The organism is Pseudomonas sp. GW821-FHT07E12 (assembly GCF_058986605.1).
Map to the genome: position 1 here is coordinate 1 of NZ_JBYSVX010000049.1, position 24,839 is coordinate 24,839.

A 24,839-nucleotide genomic window follows, 5' to 3' on the forward strand; every position below is an offset into this window, starting at 1 on the left:
CTGGTGATCCTCAATGCCCGCGCTCGTGATGCCTGGGCCGGCACACCTGCGCTTGGGTAAACAAGACAGTTGCTACATGACCAATCAGCCGATCACGCGCTTGAACGGCGGCAACGCGTCGATGATGCGGCGGCCGTAGTGGCGGGTGAGCAGGCGCGAGTCGAGGATGATGACGCGGCCGTGGTCGTTGGAACTGCGGATCAGGCGACCGGCGAACTGAGTGAGCGTGCGTAGCGCATGCGGGATCGCGATCAGGTTGAACGGGTTGAGGCCGCGGCTCTCCATCCATTCGCCGAGCGTGGCGGTCTGCGGATCGGTCGGCACCGCGAACGGTACCTGGGTGATGACCACCGTGGTGCAGGCCTCGCCGGGCAGGTCCAGACCTTCGCCGAACGAATTGAGCCCGAACAACACCGAGCCTTCGCCGGCACCGATGCGGCGCACGTGTTCGCCGATCAACTGGCTCTTGTTGCCGTCACCCTGTACCAGCACGCGGTTGCGTTGCGCGATCGGCAGCAGGTCGGCGACCTTCTCCATCTTCCAGCGCGAGGTGAACAGCACGATGCTGCCCTTGCCCCAGTCCAGCTCGCGCACCAGATAGCGCGCCACTTCCTTCGGATGGCCCTCGCGGTCGTCCGGCGTGGCCGGGAACTTCGGCACGATCAGCTCGGCCTGGTTGTGCAGATCGAACGGTGAGGCCAACGCGATCATTTCGGCATGCTCGGGCACGCCGTTGTCGATCGCGAAGGATTGGAAGTCGCCGCCGCCGGCCAGCGTCGCCGAGGTCATCACCACCGAATCGACCTCGCTCCACAGCAGCTTGCGCAGCACCTGCGCGGCCGACACCGGCGAGCAGTGGCAGACCAGATCGCCATCGCGCGCCAGGGTGATCCAGCGCGCCATCGGCGGTTGGCCCTCGCTGTCCTCACGACGCCAGCCGGTCCACAGCGCGTGCTGCTGCTCGACCATCTCCAGCGCCATGCCGAGGCTGCGCTGCAGACGCTCGCGCGCTGCGTCGTCCTGCTTGGCCTTGGCGACCAGTCCGTGCGCGGCATGCACCCAGTTGAACAGCGCGCGGGTGTCCTCGCCGAGTTCCTCGATCGCCGGGCGCCAGTCGGGTGGCAACTGGCCATTGGGTGCACGCCACTGCGGCTCACGCTCGGACGGATCCGGCTTCCACGCCATTTCCACCGTCGCGTGGAAGGCCTTGAGCAGCTTGTTGACGCGCGCGGCCACTTCGATCGCCTCGCCCGGCAGCAGGTTGCCGATCTTTTCCTTGTCGATCGCGCGGTAGGCCGCCGCGATCAGAATCTGCATACGGCCGGTGCGGCGCGCCATGTCGTCCAGCGGCAGCGTGGCCGCGCCCTGGTCGATTGCCACGCCGGCGATGTGGTGGCCCTCGTCGAGCACCAGCAGCATGTCCGAGGGCGGCGCGATCAACGGCTGGCCGTTGTCCGAATCGCCCAGCGACAGCGCCGACAGCAGCAGCGCGTGATTGGTGACCACGACCTGGGCCTCGCGCACGTCGCTGCGCGCCTTCAGCACCGGGCACTGCGCCGAATAGCTGCAACGCCGTCCCGCGCAACTGGAAGCCGGCGTGGTGATGCGCATCCGCAGCGATGCCGAGACGGTCTCGGGCGCCTCGTCGAGGTCGCCGTTCCAGCGGCGCTCGGTGTAGGCCTTGGTCAGGCGATGCGCGATCTCGGCATCGGCCGGGCTGAGCGGGCGGTCGTACAGCGCCTGTTCGTCGCCGAACATCGATTCCTGGCTGGCTTCGCCGTGCAGCTCGGCGGCATTGCGCGTGCACAGGTAACGGGTGCGGCCCTTGGCCAGCGCGACCGTCGCCTCCAGGCCGGTGGCCTTCAAAAACGCGGGGATGTCGCGCTCGACCAACTGCGACTGCAACGCCACCGTGCCGGTGCTGATCACCAGCTTCTTCTTGGCCGCCAGCGCGATCGGCACGCCGGCGGTGAGGTAGCCCAGGCTCTTGCCGACGCCGGTCGGCGCCTCGACCACGCCGATCCCGCCGGAGGTCGCCAGCGCGCGCGAGACCACGCCGATCATCTGGCTCTGCGCACGACGGGTGGCAAAGCCGGGCGTATTGGCCTGCAGCTTGGCGTAGGCCTCGCGGATACCGGCCTTGGTCGGTTCGTTGAGGACGCGCGTGGTCTTGGCGGCCTCGGGGGGCGCCTGGCTGGCTGGCTCGGTCATGGCGGCATTTTCTCATGCCGCACCCCTCGGACTGAAACCAGGTGGTCGCGGCTGGGTTCAGCCGTTGGCCGGGTTACGGCGCAGTGCGCGCCGCAGCGCCCACACCACCAGCACCATGCCGACGACGTGGATCAACATCACACCGCCGCTGACCACGGCAATCACGGTGCCCACCGCCTGAATTGCCATCCCGCGTTCGACCAGCAACATCGGCAGGCTGGACTGCACAAGGCTCGCAAGCGTGCCAAGCAGCAGCACCGCCAGTCCGGCCAACGCCAGCGAGCGTGTGCCGCCGCGTGGCGTCGTTGCCACCAGCACCAGACCGACAATGAGCGTGATGATCATCGGCAACGAGTACAGCCCGATGCTCAGGAACGTCAATGCGTTCATCCCTGTTACCTGCCTTGGTATGAGTTGAGATCAGTCTTCGCCGACCAGCAGCGCGGCGCGTTCGCGCAGCGCGGTATACACCGGCGCGGTGTCGGGGCGCAGGCGATGCCAGGCCTCGAAGCTCTCTGCCGCCTGTTCGACCAGCATGCCCAGCCCGTCCACGCTGTTGCGACATTGCGCCGCGCGCGCCCAGGCCAGGAACGCGATCGCCGCATCGCCGTAGTTGAGGTCCACCGCGGTGGTCATGCTGTTGATCAGCGAACGCGGCAGCGAGAACGTGGCGCCCGGCTCGCGGCCGGTCGACGTCGAGTTGATGATCAGTTCGAAGTCGCCCAGATCGCGCAGGTCGGTCCAGTAGCGCGACAACGCGCGCGCCGGCTCGCCGAGCACATCGCTCAGGGCATCGGCGCGCTCGGGAGTGCGGTTGACGATCACCATTTCACGCACGCCGGCATCCAGCAGCGCCGGCGCCACCCCGCGCGCGGAGCCGCCCGCACCGAGCAGCAGCACGCGGCGGCCGCGCAGGTCCATGCCGTGGCGATCGGTGAGATCGCGCACCAGCCCGGCGCCATCGGTGTTGTCGCCATGCCACTGCCCGTCCTGGCGCACCAGCGTGTTGACCGCGCCGGCACGGCGCGCCCGCTCGCTGAGCGTGGATGCCAGCGCAAAGGCCTGCTCCTTCAACGGCAGCGTGACATTGGCGCCGGCACCGTCCTCGGCGGCGAAACGTTCCAGCGTGGCGGTGAACGCCTCGGGCGCGGCATCGATCGCGGTGTACTCCAGCGCGATCCCATGCTGGCGTGCGAACGCGGCATGGATGCGCGGCGACAGCGAGTGGGCAACGGGATGACCGAACACGGCATAACGGGAAGCGGGCATTGGAACCTTCTCGATTGGCTAGACTTGCGCGTTACCTTCCCAGGAGAACCGCATGCGGATCCGATGGTCGCTGCTCGCGCTGGCGGCGAGTGTACTCTGGGCCCCGACGGCGACGGGACTGGCCGAATTCGGTATCGAGGGCATGGGCGTGGTCTCCACGCCGGCCGACGAGCTGCGCGCGACGGTGGCGCCGGACGGCCAGCACATCGTCTGGGACAGCGACCGCGCCGGCGGCCCAGGCGGCCGGGATCTATGGCAGGCCACACTCGCGCAAGGCCGCTGGAGCGAACCGCAACCGCTGGCGTTGAACACGCCCGCCGACGAGTCCGCCCCGTTCTTCAGCGCCGATGGCCGCTGGCTGTACTTCGTCTCGAACCGGCCGGGCGGCCTGGGCGGCAACGACCTGTATCGCGCCGCGGTCACCGCGACCGGAATCGGCCCTGCCGAAAACCTAGGCGCCGGCGTCAACACTCGTGGCGATGAGCGCGCACCGACGCTGTCACTGGACGGCACCCGCCTGCTGTTCGCCAGCGACGGACACGGCGGCGCCGGCCATCACGACCTGTTCGTCGCACGCTGGAACGGTCGCGCGTTCGCCAATCCGCAACCGGTGCCAGGTATCAATACCGCCGCGGATGAAACCGAGGCGGCGTGGTTGGGCGACGGTCGCGCGTTGGTGTTTGCGCGCTCCGATGACGCATCAACGCGACCGATGCAATTGTGGCTGGCGCAATGCGCGAACGGCCGCTACAGCGAGCCGCAGCCACTGCCGGTGTCGTTCAACACCGCCGACGGCAACACGCGTGGGCCGGTGGTCGATGCCAACAAACCCGGCGAACTGCTGATCAGCGGCAGCGCGCGGGCGCCGAAAGCGGGCAAGCACGATATCTACCGGATGAAAGCGCCGGTTGTGACGGGCAGTGACGATTGCCGGTGAAGCATGTGGTTCGGTTTGATGCGGCCCGCGTGTAAGTCGCTGGGTCACCGCTTACGCGGGGACGACGGGCGGAGTATCCGATAGCAGGTGAAGGTATTTCCCCACTTCCAGTAGCCGAGCAAGCTCGGCTCTACGGCCGTTGCCGTTGCCGTTGCCGTTGCTCGTGATTTTGCTTCTGCAGTTGCTCTTCGCTTTTCCGGGGCCCCCATCCGCAGCGACGGAGCCAGCGGGAAAAACCCGAAGGGCGACGCACATGGATGTGCGTCGTTTTCTGCCGCGGCATGGATGCCGCGTCAGAAAATCCCGCTGGCGCAGTGAACCCGTAGCGCAGCGAAGGGCGCGAGGACTGGGGCGTGTTTCTTTGGGTTACGTTTCTTTGCACGAGCAAAGAAAGGTGACTCGCTCCGAAGGAGCGAAAGCCGTTGATCTTGATCTTGATCTTGATCGTAGCTTCAACCAGCAAACCCGCAGCATCACCAGGAAAGCCCGTCGGGACTGAAGTCCCTCCCACAAATTCCAATTCCTGGGGTAAAGCCCCATCGCGGCTAAAGCCGCTCCTACATACACATACAAAGGCGCAACGCCTTCGGCAATCACTCAATAAACATCCCGGCGATACCGCCCCTGCGCAATCAACACATCCAACCCCTCATCCCCCAACTGCCGCCGCAACTCCACATCCACCGCCTGCGCCATCCCCTGCAAACTGCCGCAGACATGGATCACAGCCCCACGCGCAAGCCACTCGCGCAACTCATCTTCCCCCTCACGCAGGCGCTCCTGCACATACACCTTGCGCGCCTGATCACGCGAGAACGCCAGATCGAGCCGCTGCACATGCCCCTGCGCGTACCAGGCATCCAGCTCCTCGCCAAACAATCGATCGTGCGTGGCACGACGCTCGCCGAACATCAGCCAGTGCCCCGACTCACCCGCGTGCTGCGCCTCGACCAGCAAACTGCGCAGACCGGCGATACCGGTACCGTTGCCGATCAACACCATCGGCACGCCCGCGCTGCGACGGAAACCGGGATTGGCGCGGACCCGCGACTGCACCTCGCCACCGATCGGCGCATGCAGCACCAGCCAACCCGAGCCGAGGCCGGGGCGACCGGCTTCGTCGCGCGCCAATCGCACCACCAGTTGCAGCACGCCATCATCGGCGATCGAAGCGATCGAGTATTCGCGCACGCCGAGCGGCGACAACGCATCCAGCCATGCCTGCGGCGCGGGCCGCGCTGCATCTGGAGCAGGTGCCGACGGCAACAGGCGGAACGCAGCTGCCTCGACCAGCGCCAGCACGCGACCACCGGCGTGTACCGGCGCCTCGGGATCCAGCTCCCAGGCCTGCAGGCACGCCCGCACATCCTCCGCTGCATGCTGCGGCTGGATTTCCAGGATGTCGCCAGCCTGCCAGTGCGCGTCGGCCGGCGGGTCCAGATCGATCCGCCAGGTCTCGCCACCTTCGCTCCCGGGATTGAGCCACTCACGCCTGCGCAGACGCCAACCCATCAGCGCGGGACGCTGCAGGTCGAACGAGGTGGCCGCCACACCGGTCACATCAGCCAGCCGCGCCTGCCATTGTGCGAGCGCCTGCGGATCGGCGTTGTCGACTTCCACCGTCGGGAACAGCGGCTGCGCACCCTGTGCCGCCAACCATCCCTCCAGCCGGCGCGAGAATCCACAGAAACGGACGTACTGGCGATCACCCAATGCCAGCAGCGCGTAACCCAGATCGGGCAGCGCCTGCGCCTGACGCAACAGGGTCTTTTCCACGCCGCGCGCGGCATCCGGCGGCTCGCCATCGCCGAACGTGCTGACCACGAACAAGGCGCGTCGAGTCGCGCCCAGCGCAGCCAGATCGAGTTGCGCCAGCGGTCGCACCTGCGCCGGCATGCCGACCGCCTGCAACTGGCCGGCAGCATGCCAAGCCAGCTGTTCGGCCAAGCCGCTCTGGCTGGCGAAACCGACCAGCCAGGGCTCACCATCGGCCAGGGCCGGGGTCAACGCATGGCGTGCTTCACGCAGCGCACGCTTCTTGCGGCGGCGATCGAGGTACAGCAGCCAGCCGGTGATGAAGAACAACGGCATGCACATCGCCGCCAGCATCCACGCAATCCGCCCAGGCAATCCGAAGAAACTGCCGGTGTGCAGCGCATAGATGCTGGTCAGCACCTGCTTGCCGGCCGACTGCGCGGCATAGGATTCACGGTTCAGCACGCGGCCGCTGGCACCGTCGATTTCGATCAGGTCATAGGCGCGCGAATGCACCGCGTCGGCCGGGCGGTAACGTACCGCCACCTTGGTGCCGCGTGGCGGAAAACGCGTGTCGTACAGATCGCGCTCCAGGCCGGGAACGGCATCCAGCGCCGCTTGCACACGTGCCAGATCCAAACTCGCACGCTTCTCGCCACCGCCTCCACGTGGCCCACGTTCGGCCGACGCCGGCGGCGTGCCACCGAGCAATTGCGTCAATCCCTGGCGATACCAGTCATAGGACCAGTACAGCCCGGTCAGCGCGATCACCACGTACAGCAGCAGGCACCAGGTGCCGATCACCGAATGCAGGCTCCACAGGAAGCTGCGGCCCTGGCGGCGCCATTCCACCACTGCCCAGGTACGCCAGTTCCACCACTGCCGTGGCCAGCGCAGGTAGAGGCCGGACAGGCAGAAGAACAGCAGGATGATGACGCACGCGCCGGTCACCGCCTTGCCGCGCTCGCCGGCGGCGAGGTGACGGTGCAGCTCTTCGACGAACTGGAAGAACTCGACGCCGCGCAGCTCCGGCAGGCGCTGGCCGGTGTAGGGATCGAAATAGAACTCGCTGCGGGTGCCGCGCGCTTCCGCACGCAGGCGCGAGAGGCGATCGCCGGTCGGATCGACGATCAGCCGCGACAGCCCCTGGTCCGGGCCGATCCCCAGCCGCCGCACCAGCTCGGGCAGCGGCAACGGCGTCTCGCCGCGCGCATGGCGCTCGGCGATCGCGGTCTGCGGCGGGTTCAGCGCGCGCAGCGCCTCGTCCTCGAACGCCAGCGTGGCGCCGGTCAGCCCCATCAGCGCCAGCACCGCACCGGCACTGATGCCCAGCAGCCAGTGCAGCTGGAACAGGATTTTCTTGAACATCAACGGTCCGCTGGCGCCGACGGGGAGCGGCGATCGAGCCGGAAATTCTAGATGAGAATCATTCGCCAAGGGGCGAAAGCGGCCTGGCGGCTCAACCTTCCTTGAGCCAGCGTGCCACCTGCGGCGCAAAGTAGGTCAACACGCCGTCGGCGCCGGCGCGCTTGAAGCCCAGCAGCGATTCCAGCACGCACTTGCGCTCGTCCAGCCAGCCATTGGCGACGGCGGCCTTGAGCATCGCGTACTCGCCGCTGACCTGGTAGGCGTAGGTCGGCACGTGGAAGGTGTCCTTCACCCGCCGCACCACGTCCAGGTACGGCATGCCGGGCTTGACCATCACCATGTCCGCGCCCTCTTCCAGATCCAGCGCGATCTCGCGCAGCGCCTCGTCGCCGTTGCCGGGGTCCATCTGGTAGGTCTTCTTGTCGGCCTTGCCCAAGCTGTTGGCGCTGCCGAGCGCATCGCGGAACGGGCCGTAGAACGCCGAGGCGTACTTGGCCGAGTACGCCATGATGCTGACGTTGATCAGCTCGGGATTAGCGTCCAGCGCGCGGCGGATCGCGCCGATGCGCCCGTCCATCATGTCGCTGGGCGAGATGATGTCGGCGCCGGCCTCGGCATGCGAAACCGACTGCTTCACCAGCGCTTCGACGGTGATGTCGTTGAGCACGTAGCCGGCGGCGTCGATGATGCCGTCCTGGCCGTGGGTGGTGTACGGATCCAGAGCGACGTCGGTCATCACCCCCAGCTCGGGGAAGCGCGATTTCAGCGCGCGGATCGTGCGCTGGGTCAGGCCCTGGGGATTCCACGCCTCGGACGCATCCAGGCTCTTGGCCGAAGGATCGATCACCGGGAACAGGTCGATCACCGGGATGCCCAGCTCCAGCGCCTGCTCGGCTTCCCTGAGCAGTTCGTCGATCGACAACCGCTCCACGCCCGGCATCGACGCCACCGGTACGCGCCCTTCCAGCTCATGCACGAACACCGGCCAGATCAGATCGTCGACGGTCAGCGTGTGCTCGCGCATCAGCCGGCGGGTGAAGTCGTGGCGACGCATGCGGCGCGGGCGGTAATGCGGATGGCTCATGGCGGACTGTCTCGAAGCGATGGTTGCGGCAGACCGTCGGTCGGAAGCGGCACCGACCGACGACGACATGCCATCAATGGGGAAACACAGGCCGCGCATTCTACGCCCGGGGTGCGCCGCCGATTTCCGATGCGTCGGAATGTCGCGCCGTGGCACGGCGCAGGACCGAAGCGGGCTTTGTCCTGCGAATCCAGCCTCAGATCAGGCCGCCACCCAGCATCAGCCGGAACGTGCCGACCAGGATCACGATGCCGTTGAGCAGCAGGCCGGTCCTGGCCCGGCTGCGGTTTTCCGGCGCAGTGAACAGGATGCCGATGGCGGCGATGATCGCGCCGACCGCCGCGAACGGGATCAGGAACCAGTTGCCCCACCCCAGCAGCGGGATGAAGGCCAGGATCATCCACAACAGCGCCACGACACCCCACAGCAGGCTGATCAGTCCCATTTCATGCTCCTCGTTGATCCAGAGCCGCCACGATAGCGCCCCTTTGCGGCCCATGACCGGGCCGGTCGTCATGTCGCCTGGACCGGTCTTGGGCAGAATGGCGGAGCTCCGGCCACATTCAGCGGTACGGCCGGATCATGCGGACCATCACCGGAGGGGAATGCCATGACCAGACGCCTGTTGACCACTGCCCTGCTCGGCCTCGCGCTGGCCGGCTGCGCTAGCTCCTCGAAGGTGATGATGGGCCAGGCGCGCCCGCCGATTGATCCGGCGCTGGTGCGTGTCTACAACACGCCGCCGGTCGGCTCGGTGGAGATCGCGCAGATCGAATCGACCAGCGCCGCCGGTTTCGGCACCCAGGGCCAGACCGATGCCGCGCTGGAACGGCTCAAGCGTGAAGCAGCCAAGCTCGGTGCCAACGGCATCGTGCTGATGGGCGTGGGGTCGCAACGCTCCGGTGGCGGGGTGTCGGTCGGTGCCGGCACTTACGGCGGCCATGTGGGTGGCGGGTTGGGTATCGGGATTCCGACTACGCAGAAGCATGCGGCGGGTGTGGCGATCTGGGTGCCGGCTGGGGCGCAGGAGCAGCCGTAGTTTTCGGTGTTGCACGCTCGCGAGCGTGAGTTACCAGCCTCACTCGTGAAACCTGCCGCGGCCGAAGCCGCGGCGGTAAAGCGCTGAACCTTCAGCTCAACGCTGCGACGGAATGAACACTTCTTCCACCGCCTTGGCCAGCTGATCCGGCGGCAACAGACCTTGGTCGAGCAGGAAGTTGTTGAACTTCAACCGGTCGAACTTCGGCCCAAGCGCCAGCTCGGTGCGCATGCGCAGTTCCAGGATGCGGGTGTAACCGTAGAAGTAGCTGCCGGCCTGTCCCGGTGCGCGCACCATGTAGCGATCCAGCTCCTGCCGCGCCATTGCCGGTGATACGCCAACGTCGTTCTCCAGCACCTGCCGTGCGCGTTCGCGGTCGATCAGGCCGAGGTTGAGCATCGGGTCGAGCACCGCGCGGGCGGCGCGCAGCAGGCGCAGCTGCAGGGCGATCAACTGCCCGTCCAATGGCTCGTAAGGCACCATCTCGGCCTCGGCGTACAGCGCCCAGCCTTCGACGTTGACCGAGTTGAACGCGAACATGCTGCGTGCCAGCGATATGCCACGCTCGACCATCGCGGTGAACTGCAGTTCGTGGCCCGGCCGGCCTTCGTGCGCGCTCAGCGTCCACGCTGCCGCGCCGAAGTTGAAGTCATCGTACTGACCGCTCTTGCCGCTGCCCGCGTCGGGATTGCCGAGCGGCAGCACGAACTGGCCCTGCTGGCCGGTGTTGCCGATCAGCGGCGCCGGCAGGAAATGCGGTGCCGGCTGCGCCGCGCTCTCGGCGGCCGAGCCCAGGCGCATCTGCATCGGCCGGTTCGGTACGTCGACGATGCGCTGTGCGTGGATGATCGGGTCGATCCGGTCGATCACGCCCCGGTAATACGATTCCAGCTTGTCGTCGGCGATCTTGTCGCGCTTGAGCGCGCGGATCACATCGACGTAATCGCCGCCGGCCGGCAGGCCCTTCTCTTTCGCCACCAGCGGCGCGAGCTGGCGCATCGCCGAGCGGGTTTCCATGAACTCCAGTTCGGCGCGCTGGATCAGCAGCTGCGGGTCGATGTCGATGCCGACCTGCTTGAGCTGGAAGGCATACAACGGCGCAGGCAACCGCGTGTCCTCGCGCGCCTTGGGCAGCACCTCGGCGCGGGTCCAGGCGGCGTAATCCTTGAGCTGGGTCGATACCGCCGCGATCACCTCGCGATCCTTGATGCCGTACTTGGCGAACAGCTGGTCGATGCCGGCGATGTAGGTATCGACATTGGCCAGCGCCTGCTCGACCTCGATCCGGGTCGGCTGCAGCAATTGCGCATCGCCCAGCCGCTCCTCGTAACGCGCACGCGCTTGCGTGGCGATCGGCGTACCGCCCGGCAGCAGGCCGGCGTAGTTGCGCAGGCGATCCAGCGCGCGGGCGCGACGCGACGCCGGGGTCTGGTCGGAAAGCAGGTAGTTCATGCCACCGAACACCAGCTTGGGCACGTCGACCCAGGGCAGCAGGTAGCGCTCTTCGAGCTGGCTGCCTTCGGTCTGGCGATCGGCGGCGGCGATCATGATTTCCAGATCCTGGCGCACATTCGGATCGCGCTCGACCGCGAGTTTCTGTTGCAGCGCGGCACGCGCCTTGCCCAGGGCATCGCGCTGACGCTGGTCGTGACCGGGACCGAGATCGGTCACCTTGTCGTCGTAGCCGGGCACACCGAAGAAGCTGGCTTCCTCGGGCTGGAACGGCGCCTGCGCCTGCAACAGGATCTGCGCGTACTCGTTGCTGCGCGTGACCCATTGCGGCGTGGCCGGCGTAGCAGACTTGGCGGGAGCCGCCAGCGCGGACGGGGACAGCGGCGCAAGCAGCGCCAACGAGACGGCCAGGACGAGCGGTTTCATCGGGTGGTCTCCTGAGTCGGAACGGCAGGACCGGCAACGTACGTCCCCGGCCACGGCCGGGCAACGGGTCAAAGGTCATGCCGACCGCTGAAGGCTGCTTCCAAATACCCGGCAGGACGTTCATTCCGTTGGCGATGCGGTTCTCGCCCTTTTTCTTCGCCATTGCTTTACAAGCTCGCGGCGGCTGGGTATGTAGCGCTCGCCTAGGAATTCCGATCTGGCGATGCGGTCGGCACGGAACAAGCGGAAGTCGTTGCGCAACTCACACCATCCAGCAATGAATCGTTTCGATTCGACAAAGCCCAGCATGATCGGCCAAATCGTGCGCTCCGATGCAATGCCTTCCTGATCCGCGTACACAATCTTCATCTTGCGCTGCCCGCGCATCGCCTTGCGTACCAGACCCAGGTCGAGACCGGAAGCGCCCCCTTTTTGACGGCCCACGTAGATCGCATCATCGTCCAGCCCCCTGCGTATCTCGGGCGGCAAGACGGCGCCGATCTTGGCCAGTGCGTTCTGGGCAGCGAGCGCCAGCGTATCGTCTGTCTGGCGACTGACCCACTGCACGCCCGCGACCAATGCCTGCACTTCCTCCTCGGTGAAGGACATGGGCGGCAACAGAAAACCGGGGCGCAGGATGTACCCGACCCCGGCTTCGCCATCAATGTCTGCCCCCATCGCCTGCAATGTAGCGATGTCGCGATAGACCGTGCGCAGCGATACACCGGTTTCCTGCGCCAGCACTTGGCCGGACACCGACCCGCGGTGCCGACGAAGCACTTGCATCAGCTCAAACAGTCTATGGCTGCGCGCCATGCCTACTCCATGGCGACCAGGCCTTTCCCATTGAGTTTGCTCCCGGACTCCAACGCGGCGATCAATCCGATCGCCGCATTCAACGGCACGATTTTGGCAACCGGCAAGCGGTACTCGCCTTCCTGAGCCGCGCGCGCAAGCGAATCCAGAATGTCGGCGCGCGGCGTGCAGACAATCGGCTTCAACCGACGGTTGAAGATCGCACGGATGAACTTGCCCGGTGTCGGATTGATGTCCAGGAACACACCATCCTGCTTTGTCAAAGCAAAACCCGTTGTGGCTGGCAGGACACCGGCTGTGTCGTACACCACATCGAAGTGCTCGCCGAGCTTCGACAGATCGGTGATTCGATAGTCAACCACGCGCTCGAGTCCGAGCGCCTGCGCATGCTCCATCGCCCCGGCGCTGCAGCTACCCGACACCGTGGCACCCAACATCCGCGCAAGCTGCACGCTCGCTTCGCCCACTGCGCCAGTACAGCCGTTGACGAACACATGCTGGCCGGCGCTCAGCTTCGCTTTGTCCACCAACCCGTTCCAGGCGGTGACGCCCGGGGTCGCAAGACAAGCAGCATCCTCAAAGGACATGGCATCGGGCTTGTGAGCCAGCAGGGTTTCGCTGGTGACCACCATCTGACCAAGTGCGCCGCTCTGCTTGATACTCGCCATACCGAACACCGCATCACCGGGATTAACGCGCATGACACTCGGGCCGACCGCGATCACCGTGCCGGAAAAATCGCTGCCCATCGCACGCGGGAATACTTTGCCCGTGACCATCTTCAGGTAGCCGTTGCGCAGCTTCCAATCGATGGGATTGATCGCGGCAAACTTCACCTTCACCACCACCTCGCCCCGGCCCGGAGCAACCGGCTCGAACGCCTCCAGCCGCATCAGTTCCGGGCCACCGTACCTGTCGTATTGAATACGTTTCATGAAAAGGCTCCAATCGTTCAGTGCGGCTGTACCAACGCCATATACGCAGCAAACGGGGTGGCGTCGTAGATGACGTCGGTGGAAGCGAGTTTGCCGTCGTTGACCTTGACCAGCTCGGCGACAAGACAATAGGGAACGGGATGAGTCTGCACCTCATAGACCACGACGGCTTGTTTCTCGTCACCGTATACGGCGAGGACGGTCAGCTCCGTGATCATCTGGAAGAATCCCTCATGGAACGCGCGGAAACGCTCCAGGCCAGTGATCCGTCCAATTGGCGAGGTGCAGATTACGTCTTCTGCCGAAAGCGAAAGGATCGTTTCGGCATCCTTGGCTGCGATGGCCTCAACGTAAGTGCGCGCGACTTCGAGGGCGCTGGAATAGGCGGTGGTCATGATGGAACTCCTGTCGGGTTGGGAGCGCCAATCTAGACCCTCATACTGACAGATTCTGTCAGTATCGTGCGAGTAACGCCCAAACCGGCAAGCCCGCCGACCAGGGACTGGCAAGGCCGGCTTGACCGCCTCCTTAATGTGGCTCCGGTTCTATGCGAACCGAGCCGTTCCAATGGGCTACGGCGTCAAGAAGCGCGCGATGAACGCCTCGACAGTGCGATAGCGGTGCAGCGCGTCGCGGCCGGACAGGCCGTGCTTGGCCCCCGGATACGTCATTAACTCGAACGGCGTGCCGCGCTTCTGCAGGTCGCTCATCAGCGAAGTGCTGTGGGTGAACAGCACGTTGTCGTCGGCCATGCCGTGGATCAGCAGCAACTTCGAGGTGAGCCCATCCAGGTGTTCGGCCACGCGTGCTTCGCGATAGCCGGATACGTTCGCCGCCGGCAGGCCCATGTAGCGCTCGGTGTAGTGCGTGTCGTACAGCGCCCAGTCGGTGACCGGCGCACCAGCCACGCCACAGGCATAGGCGTCGCTGTGCTTGGCCAGCAGCATCAGCGTCATGTAGCCGCCATTGGACCAGCCCTGCACGCCGATGCGCGATGCGTCCACCCACGGCTGTGCTTTGAGCCATTCGATGCCGCGCAGCTGGTCGTCCACTTCCACCGTGCCCTGGCGGCCGTACAGCGCGCCGCCGAAATCACGACCGCGGCGCGGCGTGCCGCGATTGTCCAGCGAGAACACCACGTAGCCGTGCTGGGCGAGGTACTGGTCGAACATCGCATCGGCGCGCACCGGCCAGCTGTCGGTCACGGTCTGTGTAGCCGGGCCGCCGTAAACATAGACCACCACCGGGTGTTTCCGCGTCGGATCGAAGCTCTCGGGCTTGGTCAATCGATAGTGCAGCTCGGTGTGGCCGTCGGCGGCGGTGAGCGTGCCGAACTCGATCGGGCGTAGTGCGTCGCGATAATTCGCGAACGGATGCTGCGGATCGGCCAGGTCGTTGTTCACCAGCGTGGCGAGCTTTTCGCCATCGGCCTTGAACAGCTCGATCTGCGGTGGCGTGGTGGTGTTGGACCAGCTGTCCACGTACACGCTGGCGTTGCGTGCGAAGCTGATCGCGTGGGTGCCGTGCACGCGGCTGATTTTCTCGACCGGGCCGCCGGCCAGCGGCACTGCGTACAACTGCTTCTCGATCGGTGAATCCCGGGTGGCGGTGAAGTAGGCCGTACCGGTGACCTCGTCGACGGCTTCGACCTGATCGACGATCCATTCGCCAGAGGTCAACGGCGTCAGCGTGGTGCCGTCCATCGAAGCCAGATACAGGTGTGCGTAACCGCTGCGCTCGGAATTCCACAGCAGGCGGCCGTCGGCTAGAAAGCGCAGGTCGTCGTGCAGCGGCGCCCAGGTCGGCGAGGTCTCGCTGAGCAGCGTGCGCTGTGTGCCGGTCGCCAGCGTCGTCTCGATCAGGTCGAGCGTCTTCTGGTCACGCGACTGGCGCTGGAATGTGAGCCGTTGCGGATCGCGCCAGTCCACGCGGGCGAGGTAAATGTCCTCGTCGGGCCCCAGATCGACCCACTGCGGCAACGCATCGGGCCTCGGCACGATCACGCCGAGCTGCACGCGCACGTTCGGCTGGCCCGCCTGCGGATAACGCTGCTCGACCACGTCGGTGCGATCGGCGTGGACTTCGTAGCGCTTCTGCACCGGCACCGACGTCTCGTCGATGCGGGCGAAGGCGATCGCCGAATCATCCGGCGCCCACCAGTAGCCGGTGTGGCGGCCCATTTCTTCATCGGCGACGAACTCGGCCACGCCGTTGCCGACGGTCTCGCTGCCGTCATGAGTGAGCTGCGCTTGCGTGCCGCTGTTCAGGTCGATCACCCACAGGTCGCGATCACGCACGAAACTGACGAAGCCGCCTTGCGGGGACAGTTTCGGGTCGGTGGCGAAGCCTTCGTCGTGGGTGAGCCGGCGCACCGCCGCGCTGCCATGCCGGCGCAGGTCGTACAGGTACAGCTCGCCGCCGAGCGGGAACAGCAGCGTTTGTGCGTCCGGCGCCCATTGGTAATCGACGATGCCGCTGTAGGCAGCGATGCGCTGGCGTTCGCGACGTGCCTGCTCGGCCTCGCTCAGCGTTTCGGTTCCCGGCAGCAATACTTGGGAATCGACCAGCAGACGGGTCTGGCCGCTGGCGATGTCGTACTCCCACAGGTCGAGCCGGTTGCGGTCGTCCGCTTTGCCGCGCAGGAAGCTCACGCGCGAGCCATCGGGTGCTATCTGCGGCTTGAGCAGGGTCGGGCCGGATAGCGGTAGCGGCCCGGTGATGGCTTCGAGGGTGAGCTTTTCGGCAGCGGACATGGTGTTTCCCAGAATGCAGACACACACAGCAGCGGTTCTGGATGACCTAAGGCCACTCAGAGCCGCTCCTGCGGCAGAGGTTCACTTCTGCCCGAACAGGTGTTTGCGCTCCTCATCGCTCAGCGGCTTGCCGGCGTTGGGGTTGACTTGCTCCCTGAGCGCGTAGGCGCGCGCCGTCGCCGGACGCGCAGCAATCTCAGCCTGCCAACGCTGTACGTGCGGATAGGGCGTCATGTCCAGCGGAGCGCGGTCATAGGCATTGATCCACGGATAGATCGCCATGTCGGCGATGCTGTAGCTGTCGCCGGCGACGAACGCATGCTTCTGCAGCTGGCCGTCGAGCACGCCCAGCAGGCGCTTGACCTCGTTGGTGTAGCGCTCGATCGCGTACGGGATCTTTTCCGGTGCGTAGACGTTGAAGTGGCCGTACTGGCCGGTCATCGGTCCCAGTCCGCCCATCTGCCACATCAGCCATTGGTTGACCGCGACCTTCTCGCGCACATCCGCGCCGAAGAAACGGCCGGTCTTGTTGGCCAGGTACAGCAGGATCGCACCGGACTCGAACACGCTGATCGGCGCGCCGCCATCGGCCGGTTGGTGATCGATGATCGCCGGCATCTTGTTGTTCGGCGAGAACGCCAGGAACCCCGGCTTGAACTGGTCGCCGGCACCGATGTTGACCGGCTTGATCGTGTAATCCAGCCCGGCCTCTTCCAGGAACAGGGTGATCTTGTGGCCGTTCGGCGTGGGCCAGTAGTACAGGTCGATCATGGCAGCTCCGATGTGGGTTTGATGCCGACGCGGCTGCGCGGCGAACAGGAACGCCGATGGTAGGCCAAGCCGGCGTACGACCACGGCAACACAGCGTTTTGCCACACCAACGCTCTACCCCACACAGGCTCCGCTCTACGATGGCGGCTGCAACGCGCGCAACTTCGGGCTTACCAGTGGAACGGTCAGCATCGTGCTGGCTACCGCCATCAGCAGCAGCGCGGTGAAGGTCGGGCTGGTGATGATCTGCTTGTCGAGCAGCACGTTGGCGAAAATGATCATGATCAGCGCCTTGGTCTGCAGCAGCCAGCCGATCAGCGAGGCTTCTCCTGGTGGCCAGCCCAGCAAACGCCCGGCCAGACGCACACCGGCCAGCTTGCCGAGCACCGACGCGACCAGCAGCGCCGCCGCGACCACGAATACCGCCGCACCGCCGACCGACCAGTCAGTCTTCAGGCCGGTGCTGAGGAAGAACACCGGCATCATCACCAGCAGCACGTGATGGCGCAGCATGTCCAAGGCCTGCTGCTCGAACCATTCCGCATCCATCACCACACCGGCCAGGAACGCGCCGACCATGAAGTGCAGGCCCGACCAGTCCGCGCCAAACGCGCACAGCGCCAGCCAGATCAGCGCCAGGTACCAGCGGTCGCGCTCGGGCACGGCCCGCATCAGCGCGCGGAAGCCGACGCAGGCCAGCGCGAACACCGCCAGGAACGTCGCCTGCCGGCCGATCCGCTCCCAGTCCAGCAACACCAGCGCCAGCACGCCCCAGATCGCGATGTCGTCCAGGCTGGCGTAGCGCAGGATGCGCTGGCCCAGTGGCGTGCGCAGCAGCGCGAGTTTTTCCATCAGCAGGATCAGGATCGGCAGCGCCGTCACCGCACAGGCCATGCCGATGCCGAGCACGAACTGCCACGGCCGGCCGGCATCGCCGCGCCAGCCGGCAAAACCGAGCATGCCGACCGCGACCACCGCGCCGGCCAGCAGCGGCACGCTCAGCGCCAATCCCGCGGTGACGCCGGTTTCGATCCGGTTGCGCCACGCCTTGCGCAGGTCCAGCTCGATCCCGGCGATCATCACGAACAGCATCACCGACCACCACGCCAGGCCGTTGAGCGTCTTGATCACGTCCGGGTTGAACACGAACCGGTAGTAGTCCGGGAACGCCTTGCCGAGCAGCCCCGGCCCGAGCAGGATGCCGGCGATGATCTGCACCACCACCAGTGGCGCGTAGTAATCGGTGCGCGCCAACCGCCACACCAGATACGGGATGGAGACGATGATCGCCATCGCGATCAGGAACACTTCGGTCGTGCTCAGCGGGTGTGCCATGGCGGCCAGAGGTGATGGGACGGCGGATTATGGCGCCAGTTGACACGCTTGGCAGCGCGAGGACACGCGGCTACCCTGCGGCTCCCCCTGTCATGCCGCCTTCCGATGCCGTCGCCCCAGAAGCTTTCGCCCGTTCCCGCCCTGATCTTCGCCTCGCGCTGGCTGCAGTTGCCGCTGTATCTGGGCCTGATCCTCGCCCAGGGCGTCTACGTATTCCTGTTCGGCAAGGAGCTGTGGCACCTGATCCACGAGGCGCCGAGCCTGGGCGAGCAGCAGATCATGCTGATCGTGCTCGGCCTGATCGACGTGGTGATGATCTCCAACCTGTTGATGATGGTGATCGTCGGCGGCTACGAGACCTTCGTCTCGCGGCTGGGCCTGGAAGGCCACCCGGACCAGCCGGAATGGTTGAGCCACGTCAACGCCTCGGTGCTGAAGGTGAAGCTGGCGATGGCGATCATCGGCATCTCCTCGATCCACCTGCTGAAGACCTTCATCGCCGCCGGCGCGCTTGGCGGCATGCCGCTGTGCACGCCGGAAGTGCTGAGCAAGACCGCCGGCCAGGTCGCCCAGGTCAGTTGCGCCACCCTGACCGAGCCGGGTGTGCTGTGGCAGACCATCATCCACTGCGTCTTCATCCTGTCGGCGATCGGCATCGCCTGGACCGACCGGCTGATGGCGGCTCCCGCGCGTGGGCGCGACGACGCCCACTGACGTGGCTTGGGTCACAGATTTTTCCGCGATGGATGCACGCCGGTCTGCCCGACCCGCGTCTGTCGATGCTAGATTGCGAGGCCTGTCGCCAGTTCCGGGAGAAGCCGGTGACGGTCCAAGCCGCTGCCGTTCAATCGCAATGGGGTCAAGGGGGAAAACATGTCGGATCTGAAGATGGGCCGTAAGGCACGAGGGGCTGTGCCGCGACTCGTACCACTGCTTTTTCTGGCGGGCCTGAGCGCCTGCTCCGGACAAGGCGACAAGCCGGCGGCCGAAACGCCCGCCGATGCCGCCAGCGCACCGGCGGCGACGCCTGCCGCCGCACCGGCCACGACCGCGCCGGCCGATGCCGCGCAGTCGTCCGAGGTCACGACGCTGTCGGTGGAGCAACTGCGCGAAGCTGCCACCCAGGCCTTGCGCGACAACCGCATGTACGCGCCGGCCGGCAACAACGCCGTCGAGTACTACCTGGCGTTGCGCGACAAGCAGCCCGGCGACGCTGCCGTCAGCAGCGCGCTGACCGACCTGCTGCCGTACACACTGATCGCCGCCGAGCAGAGCATCGGCCGCGAGGAATTCCCCGAAGCGCAACGCCTGGTGGCGTTGATCGAGCGGGTCGATCCCAAGGCGCCGGCGCTGCCACGCCTGAAGGCCGGCGTGGCCAACGGCATCCAGAACGCAGCCAACCGCAGCGCGCAGGAAAGCGATCGGGTCAAGCGGGAAACCGAGCAGAAGACCCAACAGCAGGCCGAACAGAAGCGGCTGTCCGAGCAGCAGGCCAAGGAAGCGGCCGCAGCACAGCAGATCGCCGCCCAGCAGGAAGCCGCCCGTCAGCAGGCTGCCGAGACCGAACGCCAGGCCGCCGCCCGACGCGAAGCCGAGCAGCGTGCCGCTGCCCAGCAGGCACCGGCCAAGCCAGCGACCACGGCGGCCGCGCCGGCAGCACAGACGCTGCGCCCGATCAGCACCCCGGCGCCGCGCTATCCACCCGAAGCCCTGCGTGCCGGCACTGCTGGCGAGGTACTGGTGGAAATCACGGTCGGCACCGATGGCTCGGTCACCAGCTCACGCGTGCTGCGATCGACCCCGGCGCGCGTGTTCGACCGCGAAGCACTCAACGCGATCAAGCGCTGGAAGTTCGAGCCTGTCGCCGCGCCGGTCACCACGCGCCGCACGCTGTCGTTCAACCCGGGCACCTGAGCCTGGCACGACCCGCCGGTTCAATCTGCTCGAGAAGAAAACCCGGCTCCGGCCGGGTTTTCTTTTGGCCGCGTTCGCACTTGATCTGGACGAGCGAGCCGTTCTGAAGTCATCTGGCTTTCCGACATGGTGGGCCCTTTGTGAAGGAAAGCCCGGTACAGCCAATCTCATGTGGGAAGGACTCGGGTAAAACCCGCCTTTTGTAGGAGGGACTCTGGGTGGCCTCGGGCCATCAGTCCCGACGCTTTACCGATAAAGCCCATCGGGACTGATGGCCCGAGGCCACCCAGAGTCTCTCCCACAAGATCTCTCGCGCTCGAACAGAGCGCCTTGCTTCCTCAACTGACTTTCCTGATTGACACCACCACGTCGAGCATCCACTGAGCCGCGACCACCACTCCGTTCAGGTGCCAGTCCATGCCGCTGCACATGCCATTGAAGGCCACTTCTTCGGGGAAAAAGCGCAAAAAATGCGTCATATCGATGACGCGAGTGATTCGTGAGCTTCGCTTTTCAGGTTCGTGAGCTTAGAAAAAACTAACCCTTGCTGCGTATTTCTGCGCCGCCGCGTCGGACCGCTTGCCGGTCAACGCCTGCATCGCTCCCTCTCTCCCAAGCAAGGAATTATTTATGAACAAGTCGGCCATCGCACTGATCCTCTCCGTAGCAGGCCTGTCATTGACTCCCGACGTCTTCGCACAGAGTGCCGACAACGCGGGCTGGTTCGTCGGCGGCAACGCCGGCCGCACCGAGATCAAGAAGGGCAGCTACGATGGCGGCGACACCGGCTACAGCGTCGGCGGCGGCTACCGCTGGGGGCTGTTCCCCTGGTTGGCGGTGGGCTTCGAGGTTGGCTACAACGACCTGGGCAACATCAAGGCCAAGAACCTGTTCAACAACCAATCGGTCGTCGGCGACAAGAGCCAGCTGCACGGCTGGACGGTCGGCATGAACCAGCGCTTCGCCTTCGGCCCGAAGTGGTACGCCAGCGTTCGCGGCGGCGTGTACGGCTGGCAGGGCCACGGCCTGAGCAACGACGAACTGACCGCCGAGCGCCACGATCTCGACAAGGTCTCCTGGTACGCCGGCGCCGGCGCCGGCTACAACTTCACCGACCACCTGAGCGCCGGCCTGGCCTACGACCACTACGACGCCAAGAAGCTCGGCGTCGACCTGAGCACCAACATGGCCTCGGCGAACGTCGAGTACCGGTTCTAAGTCACAAACTCGCACGAGCCTGGGGGCGTGCGATGGCGATAGCAACGATTGTTGCTGTTGCTATTGCTCGTGATTTTGCCTTCGCTGTTGCGGTTGATTTTTGCTCTTGCCGTTGGCTCTTCCGGGGCCCCTGCCGCAGCGGCGGAGACGGCGGGAAAAACCCGAAGGGCGACGCACATGGATGTGCGTCGTTTTCTGCCGCGGCATGGATGCCGCGTCAGAAAATCCCGTCGGCTCCGCGGACCCGTAGCGAAGCGAAGGGCGCGTAGGCCGGGGTGTGCTTGATCAGCCATTCGGCTGCTGTAAAGCGCTTCTTTTGGTTACTTTTCTTTGCACAAGCAAAGAACAAGTGACTCGCTCCGAAGGAGCGAAAGCCTTTGCTGTTGCAGTTGCAGTTGCTGTCGTCGCCCCAACGTCAAACCCAAGAAGCAACGTCCATGGATGATCAGCCTTCGGCTGCTGAAAAGCGCTTCCCGCATTCGCGGGGATGACGATAGTGAGATGACGATGAGATGGTGCGGAAGTCACTGGGTCCCCGCCTACGCGGGGACGACGGTAGAGGGATACCGCGGAAAGCACCGGATCCCCTTTCCGCCGAGACGACAGCGGACAAACCCCGCGAACAGTCCCCTCAAATCCCACCCCACCCGCTTGACGCCCCGCCCCCGAACGCCCACCATGTGCGCCGCCAAGGTATACATCGCTTCATTCGGATGAAGCGATGTATTTAAACGGGAATCCGGTGAAGCGGCCCTGCCGCCATTCCGGAGCTGCCCCGCAGCGGTGAATGGAAACGACCCCCGCCAACAGCACTGAGCCCTCAAGGCTTGGGAAGCGGCGGGCATTAGGCCCCCGTGCGCATGCACGGCGCGTCCATCAGCCCGAATACCGGCCTGGGCCGGAGGACACGACCGTCCTTCGTTTCGACCTGGCGCTCCGCGGGGAGCGGCCGGACGTGCGTACGCATGCGTTGCGGACGCCGTCCGTCGTGCCCGCTGGCGCCGGTTCGCCCGCGGGGGCGAAGGTCGCTGGCGTGGCGGGCACGGATGCACGACGCGCGGTTCCTTCGTTCCTCAATGCCCAATGACGCAATGAGGAAAACAACATGACGATCGTGACCAACCTGGGCTTCCCGCGCATCGGTGCGCGGCGTGAGCTCAAGCGCGCGCTGGAAAGCCACTGGCAGGGCCAGAGCAGCGCCGCGCAACTGCAGGACAACGCACGCGAACTGCGTGCGCGGCACTGGCGGCTGCAGGCCGAGGCCGGTGTCGATGTGCCGCCGAGCAACGACTTCAGCCTGTACGACCACGTGCTCGATACGGCAGTGCTGTTCGATGCCATCCCCGAGCGCTATCGCGCGCTCACCGATGCCGATCCGCTGGCCGGCTACTTCGCGATGGCGCGTGGCGTGCAGCGCAACGGCATCGACCTGCACGCGCTGGAGATGACCAAGTGGTTCGACACCAACTACCACTACCTGGTGCCGGAACTGCATGCCGATCAGAGCTTCCGCCTGCGTGGCGACAAGCCGGTCGCCGAGTTCCAGGAAGCCTTGGAGCTGGGCATCCGCACCCGGCCGGTGCTGCCCGGGCCGGTGAGCTTCCTGTGGCTGTCCAAGAGCGTGGACGGCAGCGATCGTCTCGCCCTGCTGCCACGCCTGCTGCCGGTCTATGCCGAACTGCTTGAGCGACTGCACGTCGCCGGCGCCGAGTGGGTCCAGTTGGACGAGCCGGTGCTGGCGCTCGACCTCGACCCGCGCTGGCAGCAGGCCGTGCACGATGCCTACGCCACGCTCGCCACCGGTGCGCGTCCGCAGTTGCTGCTGGCGACCTATTTCGGCGCGCTGGGCGACAACCTCGAACTGGCCGCCACGTTGCCGGTGGAGGGTCTGCACCTGGATCTGGTGCGCGGCACCGAGCAACTCGACGCGGTACTCAAGGTGCTGCCGGCCGGACGCGTGCTTTCCGCCGGCCTGGTCAACGGCCGCAACGTATGGCGCACCGCGCTGGACAACGCGCTGATCCTGGCCCGCTACGCGCAGGGCCACGTCGGCGCCGACAAGCTGTGGCTGGCGCCGTCGTGCTCGCTGCTGCACGTGCCGGTGGATCTGGAGCAGGAAAAGAGCCTGGATGCCGAACTGCGCAGCTGGCTGTCGTTTGCCCGGCAGAAGCTCGGCGAGCTGCGCACGCTGGCCGATGCGCTCGACGGCCGTACCTCGGCCGAAACCGGATTGGCGCAGGCGCGCCAGGCGCTGGAATCGCGTCGCCAGTCGCCGCGCGTGCATCGCCCCGAGGTGGAGCGCCGGCTCGCCATGCTCGGCCCGGATGCTGCGCGTCGTGCCGGTCCGTATCCGCAGCGCGCCGTCGCTCAGCAGCAGGCACTGCAACTGCCTGCCTATCCCACCACCACGATCGGTTCGTTCCCGCAGACCCACGAAGTGCGCGAAGCACGCGCGCAGTTCAAGTCGGGTCGGCTCGATGCGAGCGAGTACGACGCGTTCCTGCGTGCGCAGACCCAGCGCTGCGTGCGCGAGCAGGAGCGGATCGGGCTGGACGTGCTGGTGCACGGCGAATTCGAGCGCAACGACATGGTCGAATACTTCGGCGAGCAGCTCGACGGCTTCGCCTTCACCAAGCTTGGCTGGGTGCAGAGCTACGGCTCGCGTTGCGTCAAGCCGCCGATCATCTACGGCGACGTGGCGCGGCCGGCACCGATGACGGTGTACTGGTCGGCCTATGCGCAATCGCTGACCGCCAAGCCGATGAAGGGCATGCTGACCGGTCCGGTGACGGTGCTGCAGTGGTCGTTCGTGCGCGACGATCAGGAACGTGCGCGCACCTGTCGGCAGATCGCACTGGCGTTGCGCGATGAAGTGCGTGACCTGGAAGCGGCCGGGATCGGCGTGATCCAGATCGACGAGCCGGCGATCCGCGAGGGCCTGCCGCTGCGTCGCGCCGACTGGAGCGCCTATCTCGATTGGGCGGTGGAAGCGTTCCGCATTGCCTCCTCGGGCGTGCGCGATGCTACCCAGATCCATACCCACATGTGCTACTCCGAGTTCAACGACATCATCGAAGCGGTGGCGGCGATGGACGCCGACGTGATCTCGATCGAGACCTCGCGCTCGCGCATGGAGCTGCTCGACGCATTCGTGAAGTTCCGCTATCCCAACGCGATCGGCCCGGGCGTGTACGACATCCACTCGCCACGCGTGCCGTCGTCGGAAGAGATGGTGCGACTGCTGGAGAAGGCGCGCGCGGTGCTGGCGCCGGAACAGCTGTGGGTGAACCCGGACTGCGGGTTGAAGACCCGCGGCTGGCGCGAGACCGAGGCTGCGTTGCAGGCGATGGTCAGTGCCGCGCGGAGACTGCGTGCGGGGGTGGCGGCCGCGGCTTGAGTCAGCGGACAGACAGAAGGACGACGTCATCTCCGCTCAGGCGGGGATGACGGTATGTCGACACCATGGTCGTCCTGTCCGATTCCGGATCTGCCAATGCGATTGCTCTTGCAGGAGCGGCGTCAGCCGCGATGAGGCGTTACCGGTAACGCCTCATCG

20 protein-coding genes and 1 riboswitch are annotated in these 24,839 nt (G+C 65.9%); of the genes, 6 read left to right on the top strand and 14 right to left on the bottom strand.

The annotated features are described in order from the left end of the window. Positions 1–84 precede the first annotated feature (84 nt). From dinG to aroE, 3 genes are read right to left on the bottom strand one after another with little or no spacing between them, the layout of a single operon-like run. Positions 85–2,211: an ATP-dependent DNA helicase DinG gene (dinG, locus tag AC3WJE_RS19285; RefSeq protein ID WP_493732453.1), complete on the bottom strand. Its 2,127-nt coding sequence runs from the start codon at positions 2,209–2,211 to the stop codon at positions 85–87. Positions 2,212–2,268: 57 nt separating this feature from the next. Beyond that, positions 2,269–2,601, bottom strand: coding sequence for a hypothetical protein (locus AC3WJE_RS19290; RefSeq protein WP_493732454.1), 333 nt, complete (start codon positions 2,599–2,601; stop codon positions 2,269–2,271). Positions 2,602–2,631: 30 nt separating this feature from the next. After that, positions 2,632–3,480, bottom strand: a complete 849-nt coding sequence (gene aroE / locus AC3WJE_RS19295; RefSeq protein WP_493732455.1) for a shikimate dehydrogenase — start codon at positions 3,478–3,480, stop codon at positions 2,632–2,634. 52 nt (positions 3,481–3,532) lie between these two features. Between aroE and AC3WJE_RS19300 the strand changes: the two genes are divergently transcribed. Beyond that, the gene (locus AC3WJE_RS19300) at positions 3,533–4,417 is read left to right on the top strand and encodes a TolB family protein (protein WP_493732456.1); all 885 of its coding nucleotides are present in this window, start codon (positions 3,533–3,535) and stop codon (positions 4,415–4,417) included. 597 nt (positions 4,418–5,014) lie between these two features. On the opposite strand, the gene AC3WJE_RS19305 is transcribed toward AC3WJE_RS19300, so the two are convergent. The 3 genes from AC3WJE_RS19305 to AC3WJE_RS19315 all read right to left on the bottom strand — a co-directional run bounded on the left by AC3WJE_RS19305 (position 5,015) and on the right by AC3WJE_RS19315 (position 9,069). Next, on the bottom strand, positions 5,015–7,540 hold the full coding sequence (locus AC3WJE_RS19305; protein WP_493732457.1) for a PepSY domain-containing protein: 2,526 nt from the start codon (positions 7,538–7,540) through the stop codon (positions 5,015–5,017). A 91-nt stretch (positions 7,541–7,631) separates the two neighbouring features. Then, positions 7,632–8,624, bottom strand: a complete 993-nt coding sequence (hemB, locus tag AC3WJE_RS19310) for a porphobilinogen synthase (RefSeq protein ID WP_493732458.1) — start codon at positions 8,622–8,624, stop codon at positions 7,632–7,634. Positions 8,625–8,820: 196 nt separating this feature from the next. Then, positions 8,821–9,069, bottom strand: a complete 249-nt coding sequence (locus AC3WJE_RS19315; RefSeq protein WP_493732459.1) for a hypothetical protein — start codon at positions 9,067–9,069, stop codon at positions 8,821–8,823. Between the two features lie 165 nt (positions 9,070–9,234). Here AC3WJE_RS19315 and AC3WJE_RS19320 point away from each other — a divergent pair, with 165 nt between their 5' ends. Further along, the gene (locus AC3WJE_RS19320; RefSeq protein WP_493732460.1) at positions 9,235–9,663 is read left to right on the top strand and encodes a hypothetical protein; all 429 of its coding nucleotides are present in this window, start codon (positions 9,235–9,237) and stop codon (positions 9,661–9,663) included. 96 nt (positions 9,664–9,759) lie between these two features. Here the strand turns inward: AC3WJE_RS19320 and AC3WJE_RS19325 are convergent, their stop codons facing one another. The 7 genes from AC3WJE_RS19325 to AC3WJE_RS19355 all read right to left on the bottom strand — a co-directional run bounded on the left by AC3WJE_RS19325 (position 9,760) and on the right by AC3WJE_RS19355 (position 18,151). Next, positions 9,760–11,541, bottom strand: a complete 1,782-nt coding sequence (locus AC3WJE_RS19325) for a DUF885 domain-containing protein (RefSeq protein WP_493732461.1) — start codon at positions 11,539–11,541, stop codon at positions 9,760–9,762. Between the two features lie 120 nt (positions 11,542–11,661). Further along, positions 11,662–12,357, bottom strand: coding sequence for a helix-turn-helix transcriptional regulator (locus AC3WJE_RS19330; RefSeq protein WP_493732462.1), 696 nt, complete (start codon positions 12,355–12,357; stop codon positions 11,662–11,664). A 2-nt stretch (positions 12,358–12,359) separates the two neighbouring features. Then, entirely contained in the window at positions 12,360–13,292 is a 933-nt protein-coding gene (locus AC3WJE_RS19335) for an NAD(P)-dependent alcohol dehydrogenase (RefSeq protein WP_493732463.1), read from the bottom strand. Between the two features lie 17 nt (positions 13,293–13,309). Continuing rightward, positions 13,310–13,687 (bottom strand): nuclear transport factor 2 family protein, encoded by a 378-nt coding sequence (locus AC3WJE_RS19340; RefSeq protein WP_493732464.1) that lies wholly within the window; start codon positions 13,685–13,687, stop codon positions 13,310–13,312. 177 nt (positions 13,688–13,864) lie between these two features. Continuing rightward, positions 13,865–16,045, bottom strand: a complete 2,181-nt coding sequence (locus AC3WJE_RS19345) for a S9 family peptidase (RefSeq protein ID WP_493732465.1) — start codon at positions 16,043–16,045, stop codon at positions 13,865–13,867. An 81-nt stretch (positions 16,046–16,126) separates the two neighbouring features. Then, positions 16,127–16,816, bottom strand: a complete 690-nt coding sequence (locus AC3WJE_RS19350; protein ID WP_493732466.1) for a glutathione binding-like protein — start codon at positions 16,814–16,816, stop codon at positions 16,127–16,129. A gap of 135 nt (positions 16,817–16,951) precedes the next feature. After that, complete coding sequence (locus tag AC3WJE_RS19355) at positions 16,952–18,151, bottom strand: cation:proton antiporter (RefSeq protein ID WP_493732467.1); 1,200 nt, start codon at positions 18,149–18,151, stop codon at positions 16,952–16,954. A 105-nt stretch (positions 18,152–18,256) separates the two neighbouring features. Here AC3WJE_RS19355 and AC3WJE_RS19360 point away from each other — a divergent pair, with 105 nt between their 5' ends. Both AC3WJE_RS19360 and AC3WJE_RS19365 read left to right on the top strand, forming a co-directional pair. Further along, on the top strand, positions 18,257–18,865 hold the full coding sequence (locus tag AC3WJE_RS19360) for a TIGR00645 family protein (protein ID WP_493732468.1): 609 nt from the start codon (positions 18,257–18,259) through the stop codon (positions 18,863–18,865). Between the two features lie 198 nt (positions 18,866–19,063). Further along, positions 19,064–20,065 carry an energy transducer TonB gene (locus AC3WJE_RS19365; RefSeq protein ID WP_493732469.1) on the top strand — a complete coding sequence of 334 codons (1,002 nt, stop codon included), beginning with the start codon at positions 19,064–19,066 and terminating at the stop codon, positions 20,063–20,065. 338 nt (positions 20,066–20,403) lie between these two features. On the opposite strand, the gene AC3WJE_RS19370 is transcribed toward AC3WJE_RS19365, so the two are convergent. Next, on the bottom strand, positions 20,404–20,544 hold the full coding sequence (locus AC3WJE_RS19370) for a hypothetical protein (protein WP_493732470.1): 141 nt from the start codon (positions 20,542–20,544) through the stop codon (positions 20,404–20,406). A gap of 151 nt (positions 20,545–20,695) precedes the next feature. Between AC3WJE_RS19370 and AC3WJE_RS19375 the strand changes: the two genes are divergently transcribed. Next, a complete protein-coding gene (locus AC3WJE_RS19375) occupies positions 20,696–21,283 on the top strand; it encodes a porin family protein (RefSeq protein WP_493732471.1) in 588 nt (195 codons plus the stop codon). A gap of 674 nt (positions 21,284–21,957) precedes the next feature. After that, a riboswitch (cobalamin riboswitch) is annotated at positions 21,958–22,194 on the top strand. Positions 22,195–22,388: 194 nt separating this feature from the next. Next, positions 22,389–24,680: a 5-methyltetrahydropteroyltriglutamate--homocysteine S-methyltransferase gene (gene metE, locus AC3WJE_RS19380; protein WP_493732472.1), complete on the top strand. Its 2,292-nt coding sequence runs from the start codon at positions 22,389–22,391 to the stop codon at positions 24,678–24,680. Positions 24,681–24,839: the final 159 nt, after the last annotated feature.

Coding starts and splice junctions, on each gene's coding strand:
- AC3WJE_RS19300 (WP_493732456.1), top strand. CDS start 3,533: ATGCGGATCCGATGGTCGCTGCTCGCGCTGGCGGCGAGTGTACTCTGG.
- AC3WJE_RS19290 (WP_493732454.1), bottom strand. CDS start 2,601: ATGAACGCATTGACGTTCCTGAGCATCGGGCTGTACTCGTTGCCGATG.
- AC3WJE_RS19305 (WP_493732457.1), bottom strand. CDS start 7,540: ATGTTCAAGAAAATCCTGTTCCAGCTGCACTGGCTGCTGGGCATCAGT.
- hemB (WP_493732458.1), bottom strand. CDS start 8,624: ATGAGCCATCCGCATTACCGCCCGCGCCGCATGCGTCGCCACGACTTC.
- AC3WJE_RS19360 (WP_493732468.1), top strand. CDS start 18,257: ATGCCGTCGCCCCAGAAGCTTTCGCCCGTTCCCGCCCTGATCTTCGCC.
- AC3WJE_RS19335 (WP_493732463.1), bottom strand. CDS start 13,292: ATGAAACGTATTCAATACGACAGGTACGGTGGCCCGGAACTGATGCGG.
- metE (WP_493732472.1), top strand. CDS start 22,389: ATGACGATCGTGACCAACCTGGGCTTCCCGCGCATCGGTGCGCGGCGT.
- AC3WJE_RS19345 (WP_493732465.1), bottom strand. CDS start 16,045: ATGTCCGCTGCCGAAAAGCTCACCCTCGAAGCCATCACCGGGCCGCTA.
- AC3WJE_RS19355 (WP_493732467.1), bottom strand. CDS start 18,151: ATGGCACACCCGCTGAGCACGACCGAAGTGTTCCTGATCGCGATGGCG.
- AC3WJE_RS19325 (WP_493732461.1), bottom strand. CDS start 11,541: ATGAAACCGCTCGTCCTGGCCGTCTCGTTGGCGCTGCTTGCGCCGCTG.
- dinG (WP_493732453.1), bottom strand. CDS start 2,211: ATGACCGAGCCAGCCAGCCAGGCGCCCCCCGAGGCCGCCAAGACCACG.
- AC3WJE_RS19315 (WP_493732459.1), bottom strand. CDS start 9,069: ATGGGACTGATCAGCCTGCTGTGGGGTGTCGTGGCGCTGTTGTGGATG.
- AC3WJE_RS19370 (WP_493732470.1), bottom strand. CDS start 20,544: ATGACGCATTTTTTGCGCTTTTTCCCCGAAGAAGTGGCCTTCAATGGC.
- AC3WJE_RS19330 (WP_493732462.1), bottom strand. CDS start 12,357: ATGGCGCGCAGCCATAGACTGTTTGAGCTGATGCAAGTGCTTCGTCGG.
- aroE (WP_493732455.1), bottom strand. CDS start 3,480: ATGCCCGCTTCCCGTTATGCCGTGTTCGGTCATCCCGTTGCCCACTCG.
- AC3WJE_RS19350 (WP_493732466.1), bottom strand. CDS start 16,816: ATGATCGACCTGTACTACTGGCCCACGCCGAACGGCCACAAGATCACC.
- AC3WJE_RS19320 (WP_493732460.1), top strand. CDS start 9,235: ATGACCAGACGCCTGTTGACCACTGCCCTGCTCGGCCTCGCGCTGGCC.
- AC3WJE_RS19340 (WP_493732464.1), bottom strand. CDS start 13,687: ATGACCACCGCCTATTCCAGCGCCCTCGAAGTCGCGCGCACTTACGTT.
- AC3WJE_RS19375 (WP_493732471.1), top strand. CDS start 20,696: ATGAACAAGTCGGCCATCGCACTGATCCTCTCCGTAGCAGGCCTGTCA.